The organism is Dyella solisilvae, assembly GCF_003351225.1.
Taxonomy (GTDB): Bacteria; Pseudomonadota; Gammaproteobacteria; order Xanthomonadales; family Rhodanobacteraceae; genus Dyella; species Dyella solisilvae.
In genome coordinates this window covers 1,198,954-1,218,064 of sequence record NZ_QQSY01000001.1, presented here as the reverse complement: position 1 = coordinate 1,218,064, position 19,111 = coordinate 1,198,954, and the positions used below count along the sequence as shown (strand labels likewise).

18 protein-coding genes are annotated in these 19,111 nt (G+C 66.0%); 8 read left to right on the top strand and 10 right to left on the bottom strand.

From position 1 onward, the window contains the following. Positions 1-2: 2 nt before the first annotated feature. Positions 3-827: a cobalamin-binding protein gene (locus DVT68_RS05345; RefSeq protein WP_114823960.1), complete on the top strand. Its 825-nt coding sequence runs from the start codon at positions 3-5 to the stop codon at positions 825-827. A 749-nt stretch (positions 828-1,576) separates the two neighbouring features. Here the strand turns inward: DVT68_RS05345 and DVT68_RS05340 are convergent. The 3 genes from DVT68_RS05340 to proC are packed head-to-tail and all read right to left on the bottom strand — an operon-like array spanning position 1,577 to position 5,080. Then, positions 1,577-3,634, bottom strand: a complete 2,058-nt coding sequence (locus DVT68_RS05340) for a M13 family metallopeptidase (RefSeq protein ID WP_114823959.1) — start codon at positions 3,632-3,634, stop codon at positions 1,577-1,579. 49 nt (positions 3,635-3,683) lie between these two features. Next, positions 3,684-4,259, bottom strand: coding sequence for a YggT family protein (locus DVT68_RS05335; protein WP_114823958.1), 576 nt, complete (start codon positions 4,257-4,259; stop codon positions 3,684-3,686). Then, positions 4,256-5,080 (bottom strand): pyrroline-5-carboxylate reductase, encoded by an 825-nt coding sequence (proC, locus tag DVT68_RS05330; protein WP_114823957.1) that lies wholly within the window; start codon positions 5,078-5,080, stop codon positions 4,256-4,258. The genes DVT68_RS05335 and proC overlap by 4 nt, the downstream gene beginning before the upstream one ends. Positions 5,081-5,398: 318 nt before the next feature. On the opposite strand from proC, the gene DVT68_RS05325 reads away from it, so the two are divergent. Continuing rightward, entirely contained in the window at positions 5,399-6,436 is a 1,038-nt protein-coding gene (locus tag DVT68_RS05325) for a type IV pilus twitching motility protein PilT (RefSeq protein ID WP_114823956.1), read from the top strand. Between the two features lie 39 nt (positions 6,437-6,475). Further along, a complete protein-coding gene (locus DVT68_RS05320) occupies positions 6,476-7,642 on the top strand; it encodes a PilT/PilU family type 4a pilus ATPase (protein WP_114823955.1) in 1,167 nt (388 codons plus the stop codon). Between the two features lie 84 nt (positions 7,643-7,726). Here DVT68_RS05320 and DVT68_RS05315 read toward each other — a convergent pair whose 3' ends face one another. Beyond that, positions 7,727-8,092: a BON domain-containing protein gene (locus DVT68_RS05315; protein WP_114823954.1), complete on the bottom strand. Its 366-nt coding sequence runs from the start codon at positions 8,090-8,092 to the stop codon at positions 7,727-7,729. 334 nt (positions 8,093-8,426) lie between these two features. Here DVT68_RS05315 and DVT68_RS05310 point away from each other — a divergent pair, with 334 nt between their 5' ends. After that, positions 8,427-9,200, top strand: a complete 774-nt coding sequence (locus tag DVT68_RS05310; protein WP_114823953.1) for a hypothetical protein — start codon at positions 8,427-8,429, stop codon at positions 9,198-9,200. Between the two features lie 170 nt (positions 9,201-9,370). Here the strand turns inward: DVT68_RS05310 and DVT68_RS05305 are convergent, their stop codons facing one another. The 6 genes from DVT68_RS05305 to gshB form a co-directional block, all read right to left on the bottom strand. Further along, complete coding sequence (locus DVT68_RS05305) at positions 9,371-11,134, bottom strand: hypothetical protein (protein ID WP_114823952.1); 1,764 nt, start codon at positions 11,132-11,134, stop codon at positions 9,371-9,373. Positions 11,135-11,227: 93 nt separating this feature from the next. After that, entirely contained in the window at positions 11,228-12,154 is a 927-nt protein-coding gene (locus tag DVT68_RS05300) for an aspartate carbamoyltransferase catalytic subunit (RefSeq protein ID WP_114823951.1), read from the bottom strand. Between the two features lie 26 nt (positions 12,155-12,180). Then, positions 12,181-12,606 (bottom strand): Holliday junction resolvase RuvX, encoded by a 426-nt coding sequence (ruvX, locus tag DVT68_RS05295; protein WP_114823950.1) that lies wholly within the window; start codon positions 12,604-12,606, stop codon positions 12,181-12,183. After that, positions 12,603-13,178: a YqgE/AlgH family protein gene (locus DVT68_RS05290; protein WP_114823949.1), complete on the bottom strand. Its 576-nt coding sequence runs from the start codon at positions 13,176-13,178 to the stop codon at positions 12,603-12,605. The genes ruvX and DVT68_RS05290 overlap by 4 nt, the downstream gene beginning before the upstream one ends. A 172-nt stretch (positions 13,179-13,350) precedes the next feature. Continuing rightward, positions 13,351-14,220 carry a cell envelope integrity TolA family protein gene (locus DVT68_RS05285; protein ID WP_233523351.1) on the bottom strand — a complete coding sequence of 290 codons (870 nt, stop codon included), beginning with the start codon at positions 14,218-14,220 and terminating at the stop codon, positions 13,351-13,353. Beyond that, the gene (gene gshB, locus DVT68_RS05280; protein ID WP_114823948.1) at positions 14,217-15,194 is read right to left on the bottom strand and encodes a glutathione synthase; all 978 of its coding nucleotides are present in this window, start codon (positions 15,192-15,194) and stop codon (positions 14,217-14,219) included. Before gshB ends, DVT68_RS05285 begins: the two co-directional genes overlap by 4 nt. 458 nt (positions 15,195-15,652) lie before the next feature. Between gshB and pilG the strand changes: the two genes are divergently transcribed. From pilG to DVT68_RS05260, 4 genes are all read left to right on the top strand, one after another. Beyond that, a complete protein-coding gene (gene pilG, locus DVT68_RS05275) occupies positions 15,653-16,009 on the top strand; it encodes a twitching motility response regulator PilG (protein WP_199535991.1) in 357 nt (118 codons plus the stop codon). 31 nt (positions 16,010-16,040) lie between these two features. After that, on the top strand, positions 16,041-16,412 hold the full coding sequence (locus DVT68_RS05270; RefSeq protein ID WP_114823946.1) for a response regulator: 372 nt from the start codon (positions 16,041-16,043) through the stop codon (positions 16,410-16,412). Between the two features lie 7 nt (positions 16,413-16,419). Then, on the top strand, positions 16,420-16,959 hold the full coding sequence (locus DVT68_RS05265) for a chemotaxis protein CheW (RefSeq protein ID WP_114823945.1): 540 nt from the start codon (positions 16,420-16,422) through the stop codon (positions 16,957-16,959). A 108-nt stretch (positions 16,960-17,067) separates the two neighbouring features. Continuing rightward, positions 17,068-19,098, top strand: coding sequence for a methyl-accepting chemotaxis protein (locus DVT68_RS05260; protein WP_114823944.1), 2,031 nt, complete (start codon positions 17,068-17,070; stop codon positions 19,096-19,098). The last annotated feature ends 13 nt before the right edge of the window (positions 19,099-19,111 follow it).

The window sequence follows — 19,111 nt, the reverse complement described above, 5'->3', positions numbered from 1 at the left end:
GCGTGACCGAACGAAAGCCCACGGCAGACGGCTATCCCCAACGCATCGTCTGCCTCACCGAAGAACCCACCGAAGTGCTCTATGCACTGGGCGAGCAAGACCGCATTGTCGGGATATCCGGCTTCACCGTGCGGCCGCCTCGGGCACGCAAGGAAAAGCCGAAGGTCTCGGCCTTCACCAGTGCGAAGATCGACGAGATCCTCAAGCTCGAACCGGACTTCGTGATCGGCTTTTCGGACATCCAGGCCGACATTGCCCGCGAGCTGATCAAGGCCGGCGTGGAGGTGTGGATCAGCAACCACCGCAGCGTGGCTGGCATCCTCGCCTACATCCGGCGCCTGGGCGCGATGGTCGGGGCGGCGGACAAGGCTGAGTCCTACGCGCGATCGCTGGAGCAGCGCATCGCGGAGGTAGAGGCGGCGGCCACCCGCTTCTCAAGGCGGCCACGCGTGTACTTCGAGGAATGGGACGATCCGCTCATCACCGGTATCCGCTGGGTCGCCGAGCTGATCCGCATCGCGGGCGGTGATGACGTGTTTCCGCAGATGGCGGGCGAGTCGCTGGCCAAGCATCGCATCCTCGCGGACGCCGGCGAGGTGGTGCGGGCGGCGCCGGACATCATCCTGGGCTCGTGGTGCGGCAAGCGCTTCCGCCCGGAGAAGGTGGCGGCGCGCGAGGGCTGGGATGCGATTCCCGCGGTGAAGGCGGGCGACCTCTATGAGATCAAGTCGCCGATCATTTTGCAGCCGGGGCCGGCGGCGTTGAGTGAGGGGTTGGCTGCGATGCATGCCATTTTTGTGGAGTGGGAGAGTCGGGTGCGCGATTGAGGTGTGCTGCGCGTAGGTGTGGAAGCGCTCCTGAGTGACGTTGCTTCCATGCTTCGAGGTGTGCTCGTCATCCACGTGAAGACAATGTGTGTTCGTCACACTCAAAACGTTTTGGTGTGGCCTTGAACGGACACGATTGCTTCTCGCCTTCGCGCTTGTCATCCCAGCGACGGCCGGACGGAGCGTGAAGCGCCGAGAACGCCCGTAGGGCGGCCCCGAAGAGCATCCTTGCCTCACCCTCCCACGCCCGTCATCCCAGCGAAGGCTGGGATCCAGTGACTTGGCTCTGTGTTTGGCGTTGCCGCCAGCGTGCCGCCTACGCGGCGGGCGTTTCGACCGCCTGCCGGCGCTCGAGTCACTTTTCTTTGCTGGCCCAAAGAAAAGTAACCCAAAGAAATGGCCTGACAGGCTCGTAGCGATATGCGGGAAACAGCCCAGGCGACTGAAGCCAGCCGGATCGGTGACGTGGTACCTCGGGGATAGCGGCTACCCCGCAACGCGCCGTCGCGGAGAGGGGGCGCGGCGCTGCATGGCATACAAGCCTTGACGACCGCCACAAGCCGAATTCGCCGCGTGCTACCTCTGGGACAGCAGCTATCCCGCGGGGCGTCGTCGTACTGAGGACTTAGAGCGTGCTGCTTGGCGGTGTGCCCGCGTGTCGCGCACTGCCAGATTGCTTGGCGCATGGTGCCCTCTCTTCGTAGAAGAGAGGGCACAGGGAAGGCGCAATCAGTGACTATCGTCCGGGACTACCAGATCTTCACTCGCTGATTCTCCGGTCGCCACATCGGCTGTCCCGGCTTTACCCCGAATGCATCGTAGAAATCGGGGATGTTGGACAGCGGTCCGTTGACGCGCCACTTGGCCGGGGCATGCACGTCGCTCAGGAGCGCCTCGCGCAGGCGCTCCTCGCGTTCCTGCGATAGCCAGCCCAGCGCATAGCCGAGGAAGAAGCGCTGCAGAGGCGTGTAGCCAGCGACCTTTTCGCCCTTCTGGTATTGCTCGGTCTTCTTGAAAGCATCGAGGCCGATCATCAGGCCGCCGAAGTCGGCGATGTTTTCGCCGAGGCTGGCCTCGCCGTTGATGTGCAGGCCAGGCAGCGGCTCGAAGGCGTTGAACTGCTTGACCATCACGCCAGCGCGCTGCTGGAACTTGGTCGCGTCCTGTTTGGTCCACCAATCGGCCAGGTTGCCCTTGGCGTCGAACTGGCGGCCCTGGTCGTCGAAGCCGTGGGTGATTTCGTGGCCGATGGTGGAGGCGGCGACGTAGCCGTACACCACGGCATCATCGATCTCGTTGTCGTCATAGCCGGGGATGAGGAACTGCGCCGCAGGCAGCACGATCTCGTTGTTGGACGGGTTGTAGTACGCGTTGTAGGTCTGGGGAGTCATCTCCCATTCGGCGCGATCCACCGGCTTGCCGAATTTCGAGACCATGTCGTTGAAGGCCCAACGCTGCGCATTCATCATGTTCTGCGCATAGGATTCGCGGCCGATGCTGAGCGCGGAATAGTCCTTCCACTTGTCCGGATACCCGACCTTCCTGGTCACCGCGGCGAGCTTGGCCTGGGCCTTGGCCTTGGTGGCCGCGCTCATCCAGTCGAGCTTGTCGATGCGCTCGCTGTAGGCGGTGCGCACGGCTTCCACCATCGCGTTGTAGCGCTGCTTGCTGCGATCGGAGAAATAGTCCTTCACGTAGATGCGGCCGAGGATCATGCCCAGCGCTTCGTTTTCGGCCCTGAGTACGCGCTTCCAGCGCGGCTTCTGTTGGGCCTGTCCGGAGAGCGTGCGACCGTAGAAGTCGAAGTGTTCGTTGTCGAAATCGGCGCTGAGGTAACTGGCGTAGGCGTCGGCCAGATGCACGCGGAGGTAGTCGCGCAGAATCGGTAGCGGCGTCTTGGCCAGCAAGGCCTGCAGGCCACCGAAGAATTCGGGCTGGCCCACGATCACGGTGGGCGAATTGAGCTTCCACGCTTGCAGTCGTGCAGGCCAGGCGATCGCCGGCGTGTACTTCGTGCGCAGCTGGTCGGGCGCCATCTTGTTGTAGTTCTTCAGCGGGTCGCGCAGGTCGGCCAGTGGGCGCGACACCTTGGCCAGCGCCGTCTCGAAAGCCATCACCTGGTCGGCGCTGGTCTTCGCGGCGGCATCGTCGGCGCCGAGCAGCTTGAACATGCGGTGCAGGTGTTCGACGTAGGCGGTACGAGCCTTGGCCACGCCCTGTTCGTTGTTGAAGTAATAGTCGCGGTCCGGCAGGCCTAGGCCGCCTTGCGCCAGGTGCACGGCCATCACGTCGCTGGCCTTCTCGTCCTGCGCCACGGCGAAGTCGAAGAACGCATCCACGCCCAGCGGCTGCAGGGCGAACGCCTCGTCGAGAACCGAGTTGAGATCTTTGGTAGCGTCGATGCGCGCCAGTTCGTCCTTGAGGGGGTTCACGCCCAGGCGATTGGCCAGCGCCTCGTCCATGCCGGTGGACCAGAAGTCGCCCACCTTCTGCTCGTCGCTGCCTACGGCGGCATGCGGCTGGGCGGCAGCGGCCTCGCTGATCTTGCGGAGCTTTGCGTACAGGTCGTCCTGCACCACCTGGCCGATGCCCCATGCCGATTCCTCGGCCGGAATCGGGTGGCTCTTGAGCCAGGCGCCGTTGGCGAAGTCGAAGAAGTCGTCGCCCGGATTCACCGTGGCGTCGACGTGGGAGGCGACCACGTCAGGCTTGTTGGCGTCGGGCGTCGCGGCAAAGGCGGCGCCGGTGGCGGCGGCCAGGGCGAGGGCGATCAGGCGGCGGCGCAGGGAATGCGTGGTCGCTTTCATGGGGAAATCCGGTGGATGGAGTAGGGGCGCCGCGTGTGCGGCGCGATGTTCAGACGCCGAGCGCCAGCCGCGCGCCCAGGTCCGTCAGCGGCGAGACCACCAGCAGGCGCGCAAGGATCAGCACGATCATCACGGCCCATGGCGCGAAATCCAGGCCGCCCGCGACCAGCCGGCCGCGCAGCGGCCGCAGCAGCGGATCGACCAGGGCGCCCGCCAAGCGGTAGACCGGGTGGTAGTGCTCGACCTGGAACAGGCTCATCAGCGACCACACGAAGATCAGCACCACGTAGAACATGGCGATGAAGTCCAGCGTGTCGGCGACCGACAGCAGCGCCAAGCCGAGGATGTGCGGGAACATGCCGAGCAAGGCGAACAGCACGATGCGCTTGATCAGCATCAACAGCCACACCAGCAGCAGGGCGGCGAGGTTGACGCGCCGCCAGTTCGGAAGCACGCGGCGGATCGGCGCCAGCACGGGGTTGGTGGTGCGGTAGACGAACTGGCTCAACGGGTTGTGGAAGTCCGCGCGGCTGGCCTCGGCCAGCAGGCGCAGCACGAACAACGCCGCGGCGGCGCCGAACGCCAGCTCGATAAGGAAGGAGAGCGCGTTGACCAGGTAGCTCACGGCGTGTCATCCAGGGCAGCGGCCAGTTCGCCGCCGCGACGCGTGGCTGCGTTCACGGCACGGGCGACGACCTGGTGGAAATGGTCGGCGGCAAAGCTCTCCAGCGCCGCCTGGGTAGTGCCGTTGGGAGAGGTCACCCGCTGGCGCAGCACGCCGGGGTCCTCGCCGCTCTCGGTCAGCATGCGTCCGGCGCCCAGGCAAGCCTGGGCCGCCAGCGCTCGGGCGGTCTCGCGTGGCATGCCCTGGGCGAAGGCGGCGTCCTCCAGGGCCTCCACCATGGCGAAGAAATAGGCCGGGCTGGAGCCGGAGATGGCGGTGACCGTGTCCATCAACGGTTCGTCATCCAGCCAGCGGGTCAGCCCCACGGCGTCCATGATGTGCTGGGCCTGCGCGCGCTGTTCAGGGCTCACCCGGCGGTTGGCGCACAGCCCGGTCGCGCCCGCGCCGATCAGGGCGGGGGTGTTGGGCATGCAGCGCACGATGGGCAGGGCATGGCCGAACCAGCGTTCGAGCTGGTCGATGCGCACGCCCGCGGCGATCGAGATCAGCAGGGGGCGCCGGCGGGCCAGCACGTCCTGCAGTTCGGCATGAATCGACGGCATGATCTGCGGCTTCACCGCCAGCACCAGCACGTCCGCTTCGGCGGCCGCCAGTCGGTTTTCGGCGTAGCAGGCCACGCCGAACTCGCGCCCCAGGTCCTGGCGAGCCTCGGCGCGCGGTTCGGCCACGCTGAGGGACGAGGTGGCGATGCCGGTCTTGAGCAGGCCGCCGATCAGGCTGCGCGCCATGTTGCCGCCACCGATGAATGCAATGCGTGTCATGCGGGTTCCTTGCCGTTACCGGGCGCTACCTTACCGGACCCCGGCCCGCCCGTCCCGTGGCTAAAGTTGCGCCCTCCAGCCCGCCCGGGAGGGGTTTGTGCAAACGTGGTCCGCAGTTTGGGCGCTAGCACTTAGGAAAGACTGGTCGCCCGGCCCTTGGCGCGGGTAGTATCGGCCCGCTGCATGGGGAACCAGGTTTGGACCGTTCGGACGGCATCGGCGCGTAGGCGCGATGGCGTCGTGACCTGGGGTTACCGCCTTTCCCGTGCGGCGAGCTGAAGCTTGCCATCCAGATGATCGGGTTGAGGGGAACGCCAGATGGATATCGCCGAACTGCTTGCCTTCTCGGTCAAGAACAAGGCCTCGGACTTGCACCTGTCCGCCGGCCTGCCACCGATGATCCGCGTGGACGGCGACGTGCGCCGCATCAACATCCCGGCGCTCGAGCACAAGCAGGTGCACTCGCTGATCTACGACATCATGTCGGACAAGCAGCGCCGCGATTATGAAGAATTCCTCGAGGTCGACTTCTCCTTCGAGATTCCCGGCCTCGCCCGCTTCCGCGTCAACGCGTTCAACCAGAACCGCGGCTCCGGCGCCGTGTTCCGTACCATTCCTTCGGAAGTGCTGACCCTGGAAGACCTGGGCGCGCCGGCGGTGTTCCGCGAGCTGATCGAACAGCCGCAGGGCCTGATCCTGGTGACGGGACCGACAGGTTCGGGCAAGTCGACCACGCTCGCGGCAATGGTCGACCACATCAACAAGAACGAATACGGCCACATCCTCACCATCGAGGATCCGATCGAATTCGTGCACACCTCGCAGAAGTGCCTGGTCAACCAGCGCGAAGTGCACCGCGACACCCACGGATTCAACGAGGCGCTGCGCTCCGCGCTTCGTGAAGACCCGGACTACGTGCTCGTCGGCGAGTTGCGCGACCTTGAAACCATCCGCCTGGCGCTGACCGCCGCGGAAACCGGCCACCTGGTGTTCGGCACCCTGCATACCAGCTCGGCCGCCAAGACCATCGACCGCATCATCGACGTGTTCCCGGCCGGCGAAAAGCCGATGGTGCGTTCGATGCTGTCCGAATCGCTGCGCGCGGTGATCTCGCAGTCGCTGATGAAGAAGGTGGGCGGCGGGCGTATCGCGGCGCACGAAATCATGGTCGGCATCCCCGCCATCCGTAACCTGATCCGCGAGGACAAGGTGGCGCAGATGTATTCGTCCATCCAGACCGGCCAGCAGTACGGCATGCAGACGCTGGACCAGAACCTGCAGGACCTGGTGAAGCGTGGCCTGGTCACTCGCCAGCAGGCGATGAGCTATGCGCGCAACAAGGACATCTTCAAGTAAGCCGTTGCCGTTGGTGTTGCATTTTCGGAGGTCCGTGCCATGAGTGATTTCGATTTCACCTCGTTTCTCAAGCTGATGGTGCACAAGAAGGCGTCCGACCTTTTCATCACGGCCGGCGTGCCACCGTCAATGAAGGTGCAAGGCCGCGTGGTGCCGATCACCCAGAGCCCGCTGTCCGCGCAGCAGTCGCGCGACATGGTGCTCAACGTGATGACGCCATCGCAGCGCGAGGAATTTGAAAAAACCCACGAGTGCCAGTTCGCCATCTCGGCGCAGGGCGTGGGCCGCTTCCGCGTGTCGTGCTTCTACCAGCGCAACTGCGTGGGCATGGTGCTCCGCCGCATCGAGTCGAAGATCCCGACCATCGAAGAGCTCACGTTGCCGCCGGTGATCAAGCAGCTGGCGATGACCAAGCGCGGCATCATCATCTTCGTGGGCGGTACCGGTACCGGTAAGTCGACCTCGCTGGCCTCGATGATCGGCTACCGCAACGCCAATTCGACCGGCCACATCATCACTATCGAAGACCCGATCGAATACGTGCACAAGCACGAGGGCTGCATCATCACGCAACGCGAGCTGGGCATCGATACCGACAGCTGGGACAACGCGCTGAAGAACACGCTGCGCCAGGCGCCGGACGTCATCATGATCGGCGAAGTGCGTACGCGCGAGACGATGGAACACGCCATCAACTTCTCCGAAACCGGTCACCTGTGCCTGTGCACGCTGCACGCGAACAACGCCAACCAGGCGATGGACCGCATCCTGCACTTCTTCCCGGAAGACCGCCGCTCGCAGCTGTTCATGGACCTGTCGCTGAACCTCAAGGGCATCGTGGCGCAGCAGCTGATCCCGACGCCCGACGGCAAGGCGCGCCGCGTGGCGGTGGAAGTGCTGCTGGGTACGCCGCTGGTGCAGGACTACATCCGCCAGGGCGAGATCCACAAGCTCAAGGAAGTGATGAAGGAGTCCACCAACCTCGGCATGAAGACCTTCGACCAGAGCCTGGTCGAGCTCTATCACGCCGGCGAGATCTCCTACGAGGACGCGCTGCGCCACGCGGACAGCTCCAACGAAGTGCGCCTGCGCATCAAGCTGGCGCAGGGCGGCGACGCGCATACGCTGTCGCAGGGCCTGGATGGCGTGGAGCTGGAAGGCACCGAGGACAACAACAATTTCGGCGGCGGCCTGCTGCGGCGCTGATCGCATCCCCTGCATGCAAACGAAGAAGGAGCCCGTCGGGCTCCTTCTTCGTTTCAGCGACCGCCTTACGCGACCGGCAAGAGCTTACTTCGCGGTATCGCTGACCGTCAGGCCCCTGGAATCGACGCTCTTGACGCCTTTGACCTTCATGGCGACATGCTCGGCCTTGGTCTTTTCGGTCGCGCTGGTGGCCGTGCCAGTGAGGCTGACCACGCCATCCATGGTCGCGACCGAGATGTCAGTGCTCTTGATGCCCTTGGTGGTGGCCAGTTCCGACTTCACCTTGGTGGTGATCCACGCATCGGCGGTCTTGTCCGGCACGGTCTGGTTGTCGCCCTGCTTCTGCATGGCGGCATCCTGGGCGGCCACCTGCGCGAATGGCGTCGCTGCGAACACGGCCACCAGTCCGGCGGCGATAAGCGTCTTACGGATCAGGTGCTGGTTGCGCATGGGGAGTCTCCGGTAGTGGGGGAGAGGCGGCGCCGCGGCAAGCGGTATCCGCGTGCTCCATCCCAACAGCCCTTTCGTGAATCGACCATGGCCGGGGGATCGGACGGTTCAGCGCCGCCTTACGCTTGCGAAGGACCTGTCATCGCGATGTCCGCAAAATGTTGATGGGCGCCGGCATCGGCGCCATCGGCGAAATACCTTGCGATGCGCGCATGCCGAATCCTTCGTGCGGGTCATGGACGTCCATGGGCGATGCTTGTTAAAGCCAGGGCGGTACGGCACATTGGCGGCACTAGGGCACACCGTATGTGCTGGCTTGATTTCGGGGGGAATCATGGCCGACCTGGAAGTGCGAGTCGTATCCGAGCAGCGCGACGGGCTGCTCATGGAATTGGGCCGCGTCATCAGCGAGCACGATCACGTGCTGGTGCGCCAACGGCTGGTGCACGACGCGAACGGCGCCTGCCTGACCTTGCTGATGCGTGGACCGGACGAGCGCCAGCATGCGCTGGAGCACGCACTGGGCACACACCCGCGGGTGCTGCGTCTCGAGCCCGTGCACCCGGTGTCTCTCACGGCCGCGGCTGCGTCGGTCACGGTGGGGCCGCTGAGGCACGCGACGCCTCCTGCGGCTCGCGCGTCGAACGCCTCGACACTCGCGGCGAGCGCCGATGCGGCGCAGGTGGAACGCATGTTGTCGGGCCTGGCCAAGGACTATCCGCGCATCTTTCCGTGGCTGATCAACCTCGAGTACGCGGTGGCGGCCGAGGCCCGAGATGCCTCGCTGCATCTCGCCGGCCGGCGCATCGGCGCCTGGGTGTTCAAGCGGGATTTCTCGCTGGGCGCGAAGCTGACATTGGCCGATGCTGTCAGGCGCATTGCCCATCCGGCTTTGCGCGCCCTGGTAGCGGTCGAATCGAACGGGCTGGAGCTTCATGTCCGCGGCTGTCCTCTGTGCGAGCCTGGCGCCTCGTCGGGCGGACGCTTCTTCTGCGGGTTCATCGAAGGGCTGCTGGCGGAGTCGGTGAGTCCGCGTGCGGTGTTCGCGCGCGAAACCCACTGCCACAGCCAGGGGGCGCCGATGTGCGTGTTCGAGGTGTCGCACTGAAAGCCGCCAGGCCATCGTCACCGGCGTCGATACGCGAGAAGCGGTAGATCGTCACGTGGGCCACGGCCTGCCTTGCCGGCATCGGTGCTCGACGGGGACCATCCGGCGACGGGCAAAAAAAAACGGGGCGCTCAAGGCGCCCCGTCTTAGTCACGCATGCAGGATGCGGCTTACTTCAGCTCAGTCTGGCTGGTGATCACCAGACCATCGCTGTCCATGCGCGCGTCGCCGCTCAGCGACTTGATGCGATCGGCCTGCGCCTGCATCGACTCGAACTGCGCCTTGGTGCGTTCGACCGTGGCCTTGGCCGCAGCGGCAGCTTCCGCATCGTCAGACTGGGCGGAGGCGGTGAGCTGGGCGATGTGCTCGGCCTTGGCGGCCATCGCCTTGACCCACGCGCGGTACATGTCGCCGCTGAGGCTGAGGCGGCCCAGTCGGCCGGCATCGCCGCCCTGCGCGTTGAGCAGCTCGCCGAGCTTGGCGTCTTCGCCCGCGCCGATGGCCAGGGCCAGCGCCTTCGGACCCATCGCCGCCCACACGGGTGTCCCGAACGGCGCGGTGATCTCCGGCGGCAGGGCCACCGGCTTGCCGTCCATGCCCAGTTTGAGCTGCGAGAGGCCGGACGCGGTCATCTGCGCCATGGCCAGCAGGCCCGCGGGGTTGGAGGTGCCGATCAGGATGCGGCCGCTGAACTTGGGCATGCTGTCGTTGCTGCCGGGCTCGAAGCTATCCAGCGCCACGCGGGCGCCCAGCAGGTCACCCACCGGCGGCACCGCAGCCTGCTGGGACATCATGCCGATCTTGGCGAAGCCCTCGTTGAGGTCGGTCAGCGCGGGGCAGGTGAACGGCTTGGCCGCCACGGCGTCGGCCTGGGCGCTCATGAAGGTGCGCAACTGCGCCATCGGCAGGGCCAGGCTGACGTCGAACGGGGCGGTTCCCGCAGCGCCGAGGCCAGGCATCTCCACCTTCAGGCCCGCAAACGCCTTGGTGATGTCATCGGCCAGGGCCACGTCCCAGCGCAGGTCCTGGTGCTTCACGTCCAGCTTGGTGTAGCCGAAGCTCACCGATGGCGCGCGGGCGGCCACGCGGGCAGCCTCACCCTCGCAGCTCGGGGCCACCTGCAACTGGTTGGCGATCGGCTCCCCGGTCCGGGCCGACTCGGCCTGGGCGCGGGCCTTGCGCAGGGCGTTGAACAGTGGGTCCTTGCCGCCGGCAGCCAGCGGCAGCACGCGGGTCAGGTCGACCAGGCCGATCGCCCACGGCTGGTAGCCCTTGGCCTTGGCGAGCTTGTCCAGACGGCCGTCGTCCTGCAGGTTCTTGGCCGGGCGGTCGAGGCCGAGCGCCAGGCGCAGCGTCGCCTCCGGCACGTCGGTGGGCAGCACGGCGCCCACGGCCTGCTTGCCGACCACCGCCAGCACCACCTGCACGCCGGATTCGGCGGCGACGTGCTTGCGATAGGTCAGCCCACCGACCGTGGCGGTGTCGAACGGCTTGCCATAGGCGGCCTCGAGGCGGCCCACGAAGGCGTCGAATGCCTTCGGGTCGATCAGCTCGAAGCGCACCACCGGGGCCAGCCCAAGCCCGTAGAAGGCCGTGCGGCCCTTGATGTTGAGCCCGGCGTTCTGCGCGAACGCCTCGATGGTCTTGCCGTCCAGCTCGGCGATGAAGGCCTTGAGCAGGCGGGAAGCGTCCGGATCCTTGTCGGCCATCTCGTCCGCGGCCGAACGCAGCTGGGTCAGCTCCGAGGGGAGCTGCGCATCGGCCTGGGTCAGCAGCGCCTTGCGGGTGTCATCGTCGAGCACGTCGAGATTGGCCACCACGTAGGGCGTGTCGGCCGGCACAAAGGCGAGGGGCGCATCCTTGTCCTTGTGATGGCACGCAGCCAGCAGCACGCCGGCGAGGCCCAGCGCAGCAATGCGCGTCGTCGATCGCATGTCTATTCCCTTGGGTGAGATGGGTATTGCGCCGCGCATTATGCCCGGAATCGCAACATGTCGCGGCCCATCAGGACCGCGACACGGCGGGGATCAGCGCCCCAGCACCTCGGCCAGCACGGCCATGCGCACGAACACGCCGTTGCCGACCTGTTCCAGGATGCGCGACTGCGGGCCATCGGCCACTTCGGAGGCGATCTCGATGCCACGGTTGAGCGGGCCCGGATGCATCACCAGGGCGCCCTTGGCGGCGCGCGCCAGGCGACGGTTGTCGAGCCCGAAACGCTCGTAATAGGCCGCCTCGTCGGGCAGGTCGGTGATCGCCATGCGCTCCTTCTGCAGGCGCAGCATGATGACCACGTCGGCGCCTTCGACGGCGGCGTCGAAGTCATCGGTCAGCACGCACTGCGGGAACTCGGCCTGCTCCGGCATGAGGCCGCGCGGCGAGCACAGGCGGATCTCTTTCACGCTCAGTGCGCTGAGCGCATGCACATCCGAGCGGGCCACGCGCGAATGCTTCACGTCGCCGCAGATCACCACGGTGAGCTGCCTGAAATCGGGGCGGTGCTGGCGGATCGTCAGCATGTCGAGCAGGCCCTGGGTGGGGTGGGCCCGGTTGCCGTCACCGGCGTTGATCACCGACACGCCGCTCATGGCGTGATGCACCAGTTCTTCCGGTGTGCCAGATACCTTGTGGCGCACCACGATGGCGTCCAGGTGCATGGCCTCCAGCGTGTGCAGGGTGTCGAACAACGCCTCGCCCTTGCTGGTCGAGGAGAAGCCGATGTCGAAGTTGATGACGTCGGCGCCAAGCCGGCGCGCAGCCAGTTCGAACGAAGTACGCGTGCGCGTGGACGGCTCGAAGAACAGGTTGAGGATCGTGCGGCCGGCCAGCAGGTCCATCTTGCGCGTGCCGTGGGCGCAACCATCGCGCATCAACTCCGCGCGATCGAGCAGTCGCTCGATGGTGTCGCGGGAGAAGTTTTCGAGCGTGGTGAGGTGGCGCAGGCGTTGGCTCATGGCAGGCAGGTCGCTGGATGAAAGGGTCAGTGGCTGGCGCTGGCGAGCCAGCGTTCGAGGATGACGGCGGCCGCCTCGGCATCGATGGTGGCGGCATCGCGGCGCTTCTTCAGTCCCGCGGCGCGCGCGCTGGCAAAGCGCTGGGCAGCTTCGCGCGAGCTGTGTCGTTCGTCGGTGAGTTCGACGGGCAGGCCGTAACGCTGGCCCAGCTTCTCGGCAAAGCGGCGCGCGCCACGACTGGCGGGTTGCTCCTCGCCGTCGAGGGTCAGGGGCAGGCCTACGACCAGTGCATCGGGCAGCCATTCCTTGCGCAATGCATCGAGGCGAACCCAGTCCGGATCGCCGTCACGCACGGGGATCGCGGCCAGGCCGCGCGCGCTGCCGGTGAAACGATTGCCGACCGCGACGCCGAGCAGGCGGCTGCCATAGTCGAAGCCGAGCACACAGCTCATGCGTGGCCCGCGTAGCCGGGAAGTTGCAGCGGATCGACGCCGACCAGTCCGGCCGCGGCGCTCCAGCGCTCTTCCAGCGGGGTGTGGAACACCACCCGCTCGCTCGCCTCGGCGGTAAGCCAGGTGTTGTCCTTCAGTTCCTGCTCCAGTTGGCCTGCGCTCCAGCCGGCGTAGCCGAGCGCCATCACGGCCAGGCGCGGACCTTCGCCATTGGCCATGGCGATCAGGATGTCGCGCGAGGTAGTAACCGACCATTCGGCATTGATGCGGTAGCTCGATTCCCAATGACCGGGCTCGCGGTGCAGCACGAAGCCGCGCTCCTGCTGCACAGGACCACCGATCAGCACCGGCGCGTCGGCCAACTCGAGGTCGTTGCAGTCGAGCTTCATCTGCGCGAGCACGTCGCCTAGCCGGTACTCGGAGAGCTGGTTCACCAGCAGGCCCACCGCGCCGTCCTCGTCATGCTGGCAAATGAAGGCCACGCCGCGCGAGAAGGGTGGCTCGGCCAGGCTGGGCATGGCGATCAGGAAATGACCGGCGAGCGACTGGGGCTGGGTAGAGGAGGCGGGCATGTACGCATTGTAAGCCCGGAAGCGGGGAGGCGCCCAAGCGTTTGCGACGAATGGCTGAGACCGCGCTGGTTCTTCACGCGGTGAGACGTGCAGGTGGCGTGCAGGTGGTGTGCACGTAATGGCGCCCGTCGCCGCGCGCTGCGCGTCGCGCTGAATTCAGCCCAACAGGGCGTCAGCGTGTTTGCAGCATGTCGTTGGGGCCGAACACCCAGGTGCGCGAGATGTACAGCTCGTCGCTGGGCTCCTTCGCGTCGGTGGGCAGGCGCGGGAACGGCGCGGCAAGACGCACGATGCGCTCGGCCGCCGCATCGAGCAGCGGCTGGCCGGAACTGCGGATCAGGTCGATGCTCTTGATCGTGCCGTCGCGATTGATCGCCACGGTGAGCAGCAGGTCGCCGTGCACGCCGCGGCGGCGCGCTTCGGTCGGATAGTTCAGGTTGCCCACGCGCTCGATGCGGTCGGTCCAGCCGCGCATATAGGCCGCGTAGGCATATTCGCGGGTATTGGCCGAATCGATGTAGACCTTCTTGGGGCGCTTGGTATAGCTGTCCTTGCGGCGGTTCACGTCGGCGGAGAGCCGTGCCATTTCCTCCTGCTCGCGCTGTTCCTCGGCGGTGGTCGGCTGGTCGGGCCTCTGTTCCGGCTTGTTCGTATCGGAGTGCACGCTGAACCGGCTGGCGCCGGTGGTGGTCAGCAGCTTGTCCGACGTGGCCTCCTGTTCGGCCGGCGTGGTTGCGTCCACGTGTTGCCGGGCCGTGCCGTTGGCGGCGTTGGGCAGGGGGCCGGAGACCGGCTGGCTGGCGCGCGTCGCCTTGTCGCTCTGGCCGCTGCCGCGATTGCTGGCCTGGGCCAGGAAATCGGCCTTGTCGGGCGCCTCGCGATTGGCCACGTCGACCAGGGTGACGTCCAGCGTGGGCAGGCTGGGCTTGGCCTTCACATAGCTGAAGGTGATGCCGAGGATCAGCACGCCGTGCAGCAACAGCGAGAAAAGCATCGTGGCGCCGATCATGTCGGCGCCGGTGCGGACAGCAGGTTGGCTCACGCGGCGCGGGTTCCGGTTCGTTTCTGCTCAATCACATCGAAGAGCTGGCCGGCAATATTAAGCCCGAACTGGGCATCCAGTTCGCGGGCGCAGGTCGGCGATGTGACGTTGATCTCGGTGAGGTAGTCGCCGATCACGTCCAGGCCCACGAACAGCAGGCCGCGGCGGCGCAGCTCCGGCGCCACCTGGGCCACGATCCAGCGGTCGCGCTCGCTCAGTGGCACGCCCACCCCGCGGCCGCCGGCGGCCAGGTTGCCGCGGAACTCGTCGCCCTGCGGGATGCGCGCCAGCGCGTAGGGTACCGGCTCGCCGTCGACCACCAGGATGCGCTTGTCGCCCTGGCTGATCTGCGGGATGTACTTCTGCGCCATGGTGAAGTGCGGGTGCTCGCCGTGTGGCCCGGTCGCAATCAGCGTCTCCAGCATGGAGTTGAGGTTGCTGTCGCCGGCCCGGACCCGAAAGATCCCGCGCCCGCCCATGCCGTCCAATGGCTTGAGCACGACCTCGCCATGGGTGGCCACGAAGGCGCGCAGTTCGCCCGCATCGCGGGAAACCAGGGTGGGCGCCATGCACTGCGGGAAGTGCATGGCGAACAGCTTCTCGTTGCAGTCGCGCAGGGCCTGCGGACGATTGACCACGGTCACGCCGCCCTGTTCGGCCAGCTCCGCCACCATCGTGTCGTAGACGAACTGCGAGTCCACCGGCGGGTCCTTGCGCATCAGCAGCACGTCGATGCCGCGCAGGTCGCGCCACTCGGGCTGGCCCAGCATGAACCAGCCGGAGGCGTCGTCGCGCACCGAGAGCGGCGCCAGGCGGGCCCAGGGCTCGCCATGGCGAGCCGCCAGATCACCCTGTTCCAGGTAATGCAGCTGGTGCCCGCGCCGCTGGGCCTCCAGCAGCAGGGCGAAGGTGGTGTCCTTGGCGATCTTGATGGAGCCGATCGGGTCCATCAGCACGGCGACCGAAAGGGTCATCGTCATTCTCCGGTAGTAGAGCCTGTTCACACTGCCGCCCGGCTCGGGGCGAGAGCGGGGCAGTGTAAGTCGAGAAGCTGCCGTCGGTTCGCTTTCGGCGGCGAGTTGTCGATGCATCGGTCCGGGGCCCGAAGGGCGCCCGGACGCTCACCCACCAGAGTGGTCCGGTCCGCCCCAGGATCGGAGTTCAACCCGGGCTAGGCTCTCAATTCAATGACGTAGGACGCGACCTGTGAGATTTCAGCTTGACGTCACGTCGGGCAGGCGGTAAACAGCAACGCACGAGTGCCTGCCGGCTGAATGGTCGTCGTACGTCGTACCGACATTGCGGATTTCTCCATAATGGGACTGCTGGCCCCGGGTCAGTGGTCGCACGATTTACCTGAGCCTGGGGCGGGTCGCAGGGGGGTGTTGTGAACTTGAACATAAGTGGAAATGGCCTGGCCGGCCTCAAGGTCATGGTGATCGACGACTCGAAGACCATTCGTCGTACCGCCGAGACCTTGCTCAAAAAAGAAGGTTGCGACGTGCTGACGGCCGTGGACGGTTTCGAGGCGCTCGCCAAGATCTCCGACCAGAAGCCCGCGATCATCTTCGTCGACATCATGATGCCGCGACTCGACGGCTATCAGACCTGCGCGCTCATCAAGAACAATCCACAGTTCCGAAGCACGCCGGTCATCATGCTCAGCTCGAAGGACGGCCTGTTCGACAAGGCCCGAGGCCGCATCGTCGGCGCTGAGCAATATCTGACCAAGCCGTTCACGCGAGACGAACTGCTTGGCGCCATCCATCGTCATGTCAGCACGGTGTAAAACCGGCGACTACAGGGTCTGAGGGGGGCCTGTGGCCAATATTCTCATTATCGACGACTCGCCGACCGACGTGCGCGTGTTCACCACGCTGCTCGAGCGCGCGGGTTACCAGGTCGACTCGATCGGCAACGCCGAGGAAGGCATTGAGCGCGTTCGCTCGAAGAAGCCCGATCTCGTGATCATGGACGTCATCATGCCGGGCATGAATGGCTTCCAGGCCACGCGCACGCTCACGCGTGATCCGGTGACGTCCAGCATTCCGATCGTGATGATCACCACCAAGTCGATGGAGACCGATCGCGTGTGGGGCCTGCGCCAGGGTGCGCGCGCCTTCATCACCAAGCCGGTCAACGAAAAAGACTTGCTGGCCTGCATCAACGACCTGCTGCCAAACGCGGCCTGAGGCGACGATGAGCCAAACTGCCGCGCTTTCGCCCTTCGAACTGCTGGCACGTTACGAGCGACTTTCGCTGGCGCACGCCTCCGGCACGCCGGAGAAGCTGGAGGCCCCGGGCCTCTGGCGCGGCATCGGCTATCGCGCCGGCAATCGCCTCTTCGTCAGCGGCATCGACGAGATCAGCGAACTGCTCGCCGTGCCCTCGCTCACCCCGGTGCCGGGCACGCAGGCCTGGCTGCTGGGCGTGGCGAACGTCCGCGGCAACCTGGTGCCGGTGATCGATCTGGCCCGCTTCCTGTTCGGCGAGCGCACCCAGCTCACCGAGCGCACCCGCCTGCTGGTGGTGCGTCAGGGCGCCGGCAGCGTGGCGCTGATGGTCGACGAGGTGTTCGGCCAGCGCACGGTCGACGTCGAACAGCGTCGCAACGCGGAGCAGGAAGACGACTCTCGTCTGGCACGATTCGTGGATGAGCGAGTGGGAGAACCCCGGCTGGCTGTATTCAGCATGGGCAAGCTCGTGCGTGCACCGGATTTCCGCCAGGCCGCAGCCTGACGGTCAGTCCTTGGAAAGGTAGGACCGGCGCCGACCGAGGCCGGAATCAGAGCGATGTACCGACGTTTCGCCGACATGGGCGGCGAGCGTAGACGGGCGAGGTGAACGATGAGCACTACAGGGGGCGTGGGCAAGGAGCGGGGCTATACAGGCCTCATCATTGCACTGGTCATTGCGTTCGGTTTCACGGGTGTCGACTTCGTCATGCTCACCTTGCGTGGCCGCGAAGACAGCCAGGCTGTGGGCCTGACCACCCAGATCCAGGTGTTGTCGCAGCAGACCGCCAAATACGCCCTCGAGGCGGCGGACGGTAACGTCGACTCCTTCAAGGAGCTGGAGACGAACCGCAACGCCATCGACTCGGCGGTGCAGCGCCTTAATAAGGGCGACGACAAGGGCGGCTTGCCGGCCTATGCCGACAACAACGCCACCCCTGCCGGTCGCGCGGTCGCAGCGCTCACCAATGCCTGGGGCCAGCTCGACGCCGACATCGGCAAGATCCTCTCCAACAAGGCGTTGGTGGTGGATTCGTCCCAGCGCGCCGCGACCCTCTCACGCGACCTGCCGCTGCTGAACTCCAACATGGAGCAGGTGGTGAACATCCTGCAGCAGCGGGGCGGCAGCGCGGAGCAGACTTACACCTCGGCCCGCCAGATGTTGCTGGCTGACCGCATGATCCGCCGAGTGCAGGAAGTGCTGCAGGGCGGCGACGCCTCGCAGCCCGCCGCCGACGGCCTTGCGCGAGACGGCCAGCTGTATGGCTCGGTGCTGAAGGGCCTGCTCGAAGGCAACACCGAAGTCGGCGTGCGCGCCATGGGCGACGCCAACGCACGCAAGATCCTCGCCGACCTGCAGACGCAGTGGGACAACCTGCAGGACCCGGTCGGCAAGCTGGTGGGCGCCGCGGGTAACCTGAGCGAAGTGAAGCGCGCAGGCAACCAGGCCTCGCTGGACTCGCAGAACGTGCTGCTGCGCGCAAACGAGCTGGCTGACCAGATCACCAAGCTGCCGGTGCGTCGCCTGTTCCCCAACCTCTGGCTGGGCATCCTGTCTGCGCTCGGCGCGGCCGCGTTCCTGGTCATCCTGGTCGTGCAGCTGATCGCCGACCAGCGCCGCCGCTTCCAGGAGTCGACCGAACTCAACCAGCGTAACCAGGAGGCGATCATGCGCCTGCTGGACGAAATGGGTTCGCTCGCCGAAGGTGACCTGACCGTCAAGACCACGGTGACCGAGGACATCACGGGCGCCATCGCCGACTCGGTGAACTACGCCATCGACGAGTTGCGCACCCTGGTGACGACGATCAACGAAACCTCCGAGCAGGTGTCGTCGTCGGCGCAGGAAACGCAGACCACTGCGCGCCACCTGGCCGAATCCGCGCAGCACCAGGCGCAGCGGATCAGCACGGCGACCACCGCGATCAACCAGATCGCGAGCCTGATGGACAGCGTGTCCAAGGACTCCGCCGAATCGGCCGACGTGGCCGAGCGCTCGGTGAAAATCGCCTCACGCGGCGCCGAAGTGGTGCGCGAAACGATCTCCGGCATGGACTCGATCCGTGATCAGATCCAGGAGACGTCCAAGCGAATCAAGCGCCTGGGTGAGTCCTCGCAGGAAATCGGCTCCATCGTGGAACTGATCAACGACATTGCCGAGCAGACCAACATCCTCGCCTTGAACGCCGCGATCCAGGCGGCCTCGGCAGGTGAAGCGGGCCGCGGCTTCGCGGTCGTGGCGGACGAAGTGCAGCGCCTCGCGGAACGCTCCGCGAGCGCGACGAAGCGAATCGAAACGCTGGTGCAGACGATTCAGTCCGATACCAACGAAGCGGTGAACTCGATGGAACAGACCACCGCCGAAGTGGTGGCCGGCGCCCGACTCGCGGAAGACGCGGGCAGCGCGCTGGGTGACATCGAGCGCGTGTCGCACGATTTGTCGGCGCTGATTCAAAACATCTCCACGCAGGCACGCCAGCAGTCCACCGCGGCGACCGATATTTCAGTGTCGATGAATGCGATCCAGGAAATCACCTCGCAGACCTCGCAGGGCGCGAGCCAGACGGCCGACTCGATCGGTTACCTGGCCCAGCTGGCGAGTGACCTGCGTCGTTCGGTGGCTCACTTCAAGCTGCCGGGTTGAGTTGTTGGCTGAT

Coding starts and splice junctions, on each gene's coding strand:
- ruvX (WP_114823950.1), bottom strand. CDS start 12,606: ATGAGCTGTGTGCTCGGCTTCGACTATGGCAGCCGCCTGCTCGGCGTC.
- DVT68_RS05265 (WP_114823945.1), top strand. CDS start 16,420: ATGAGCCAAACTGCCGCGCTTTCGCCCTTCGAACTGCTGGCACGTTAC.
- DVT68_RS05300 (WP_114823951.1), bottom strand. CDS start 12,154: ATGAGCCAACGCCTGCGCCACCTCACCACGCTCGAAAACTTCTCCCGC.
- gshB (WP_114823948.1), bottom strand. CDS start 15,194: ATGACCCTTTCGGTCGCCGTGCTGATGGACCCGATCGGCTCCATCAAG.
- DVT68_RS05260 (WP_114823944.1), top strand. CDS start 17,068: ATGAGCACTACAGGGGGCGTGGGCAAGGAGCGGGGCTATACAGGCCTC.
- DVT68_RS05290 (WP_114823949.1), bottom strand. CDS start 13,178: ATGCCCGCCTCCTCTACCCAGCCCCAGTCGCTCGCCGGTCATTTCCTG.
- DVT68_RS05310 (WP_114823953.1), top strand. CDS start 8,427: ATGGCCGACCTGGAAGTGCGAGTCGTATCCGAGCAGCGCGACGGGCTG.
- DVT68_RS05325 (WP_114823956.1), top strand. CDS start 5,399: ATGGATATCGCCGAACTGCTTGCCTTCTCGGTCAAGAACAAGGCCTCG.
- DVT68_RS05305 (WP_114823952.1), bottom strand. CDS start 11,134: ATGCGATCGACGACGCGCATTGCTGCGCTGGGCCTCGCCGGCGTGCTG.
- DVT68_RS05315 (WP_114823954.1), bottom strand. CDS start 8,092: ATGCGCAACCAGCACCTGATCCGTAAGACGCTTATCGCCGCCGGACTG.
- pilG (WP_199535991.1), top strand. CDS start 15,653: ATGGTGATCGACGACTCGAAGACCATTCGTCGTACCGCCGAGACCTTG.
- DVT68_RS05320 (WP_114823955.1), top strand. CDS start 6,476: ATGAGTGATTTCGATTTCACCTCGTTTCTCAAGCTGATGGTGCACAAG.
- proC (WP_114823957.1), bottom strand. CDS start 5,080: ATGACACGCATTGCATTCATCGGTGGCGGCAACATGGCGCGCAGCCTG.
- DVT68_RS05340 (WP_114823959.1), bottom strand. CDS start 3,634: ATGAAAGCGACCACGCATTCCCTGCGCCGCCGCCTGATCGCCCTCGCC.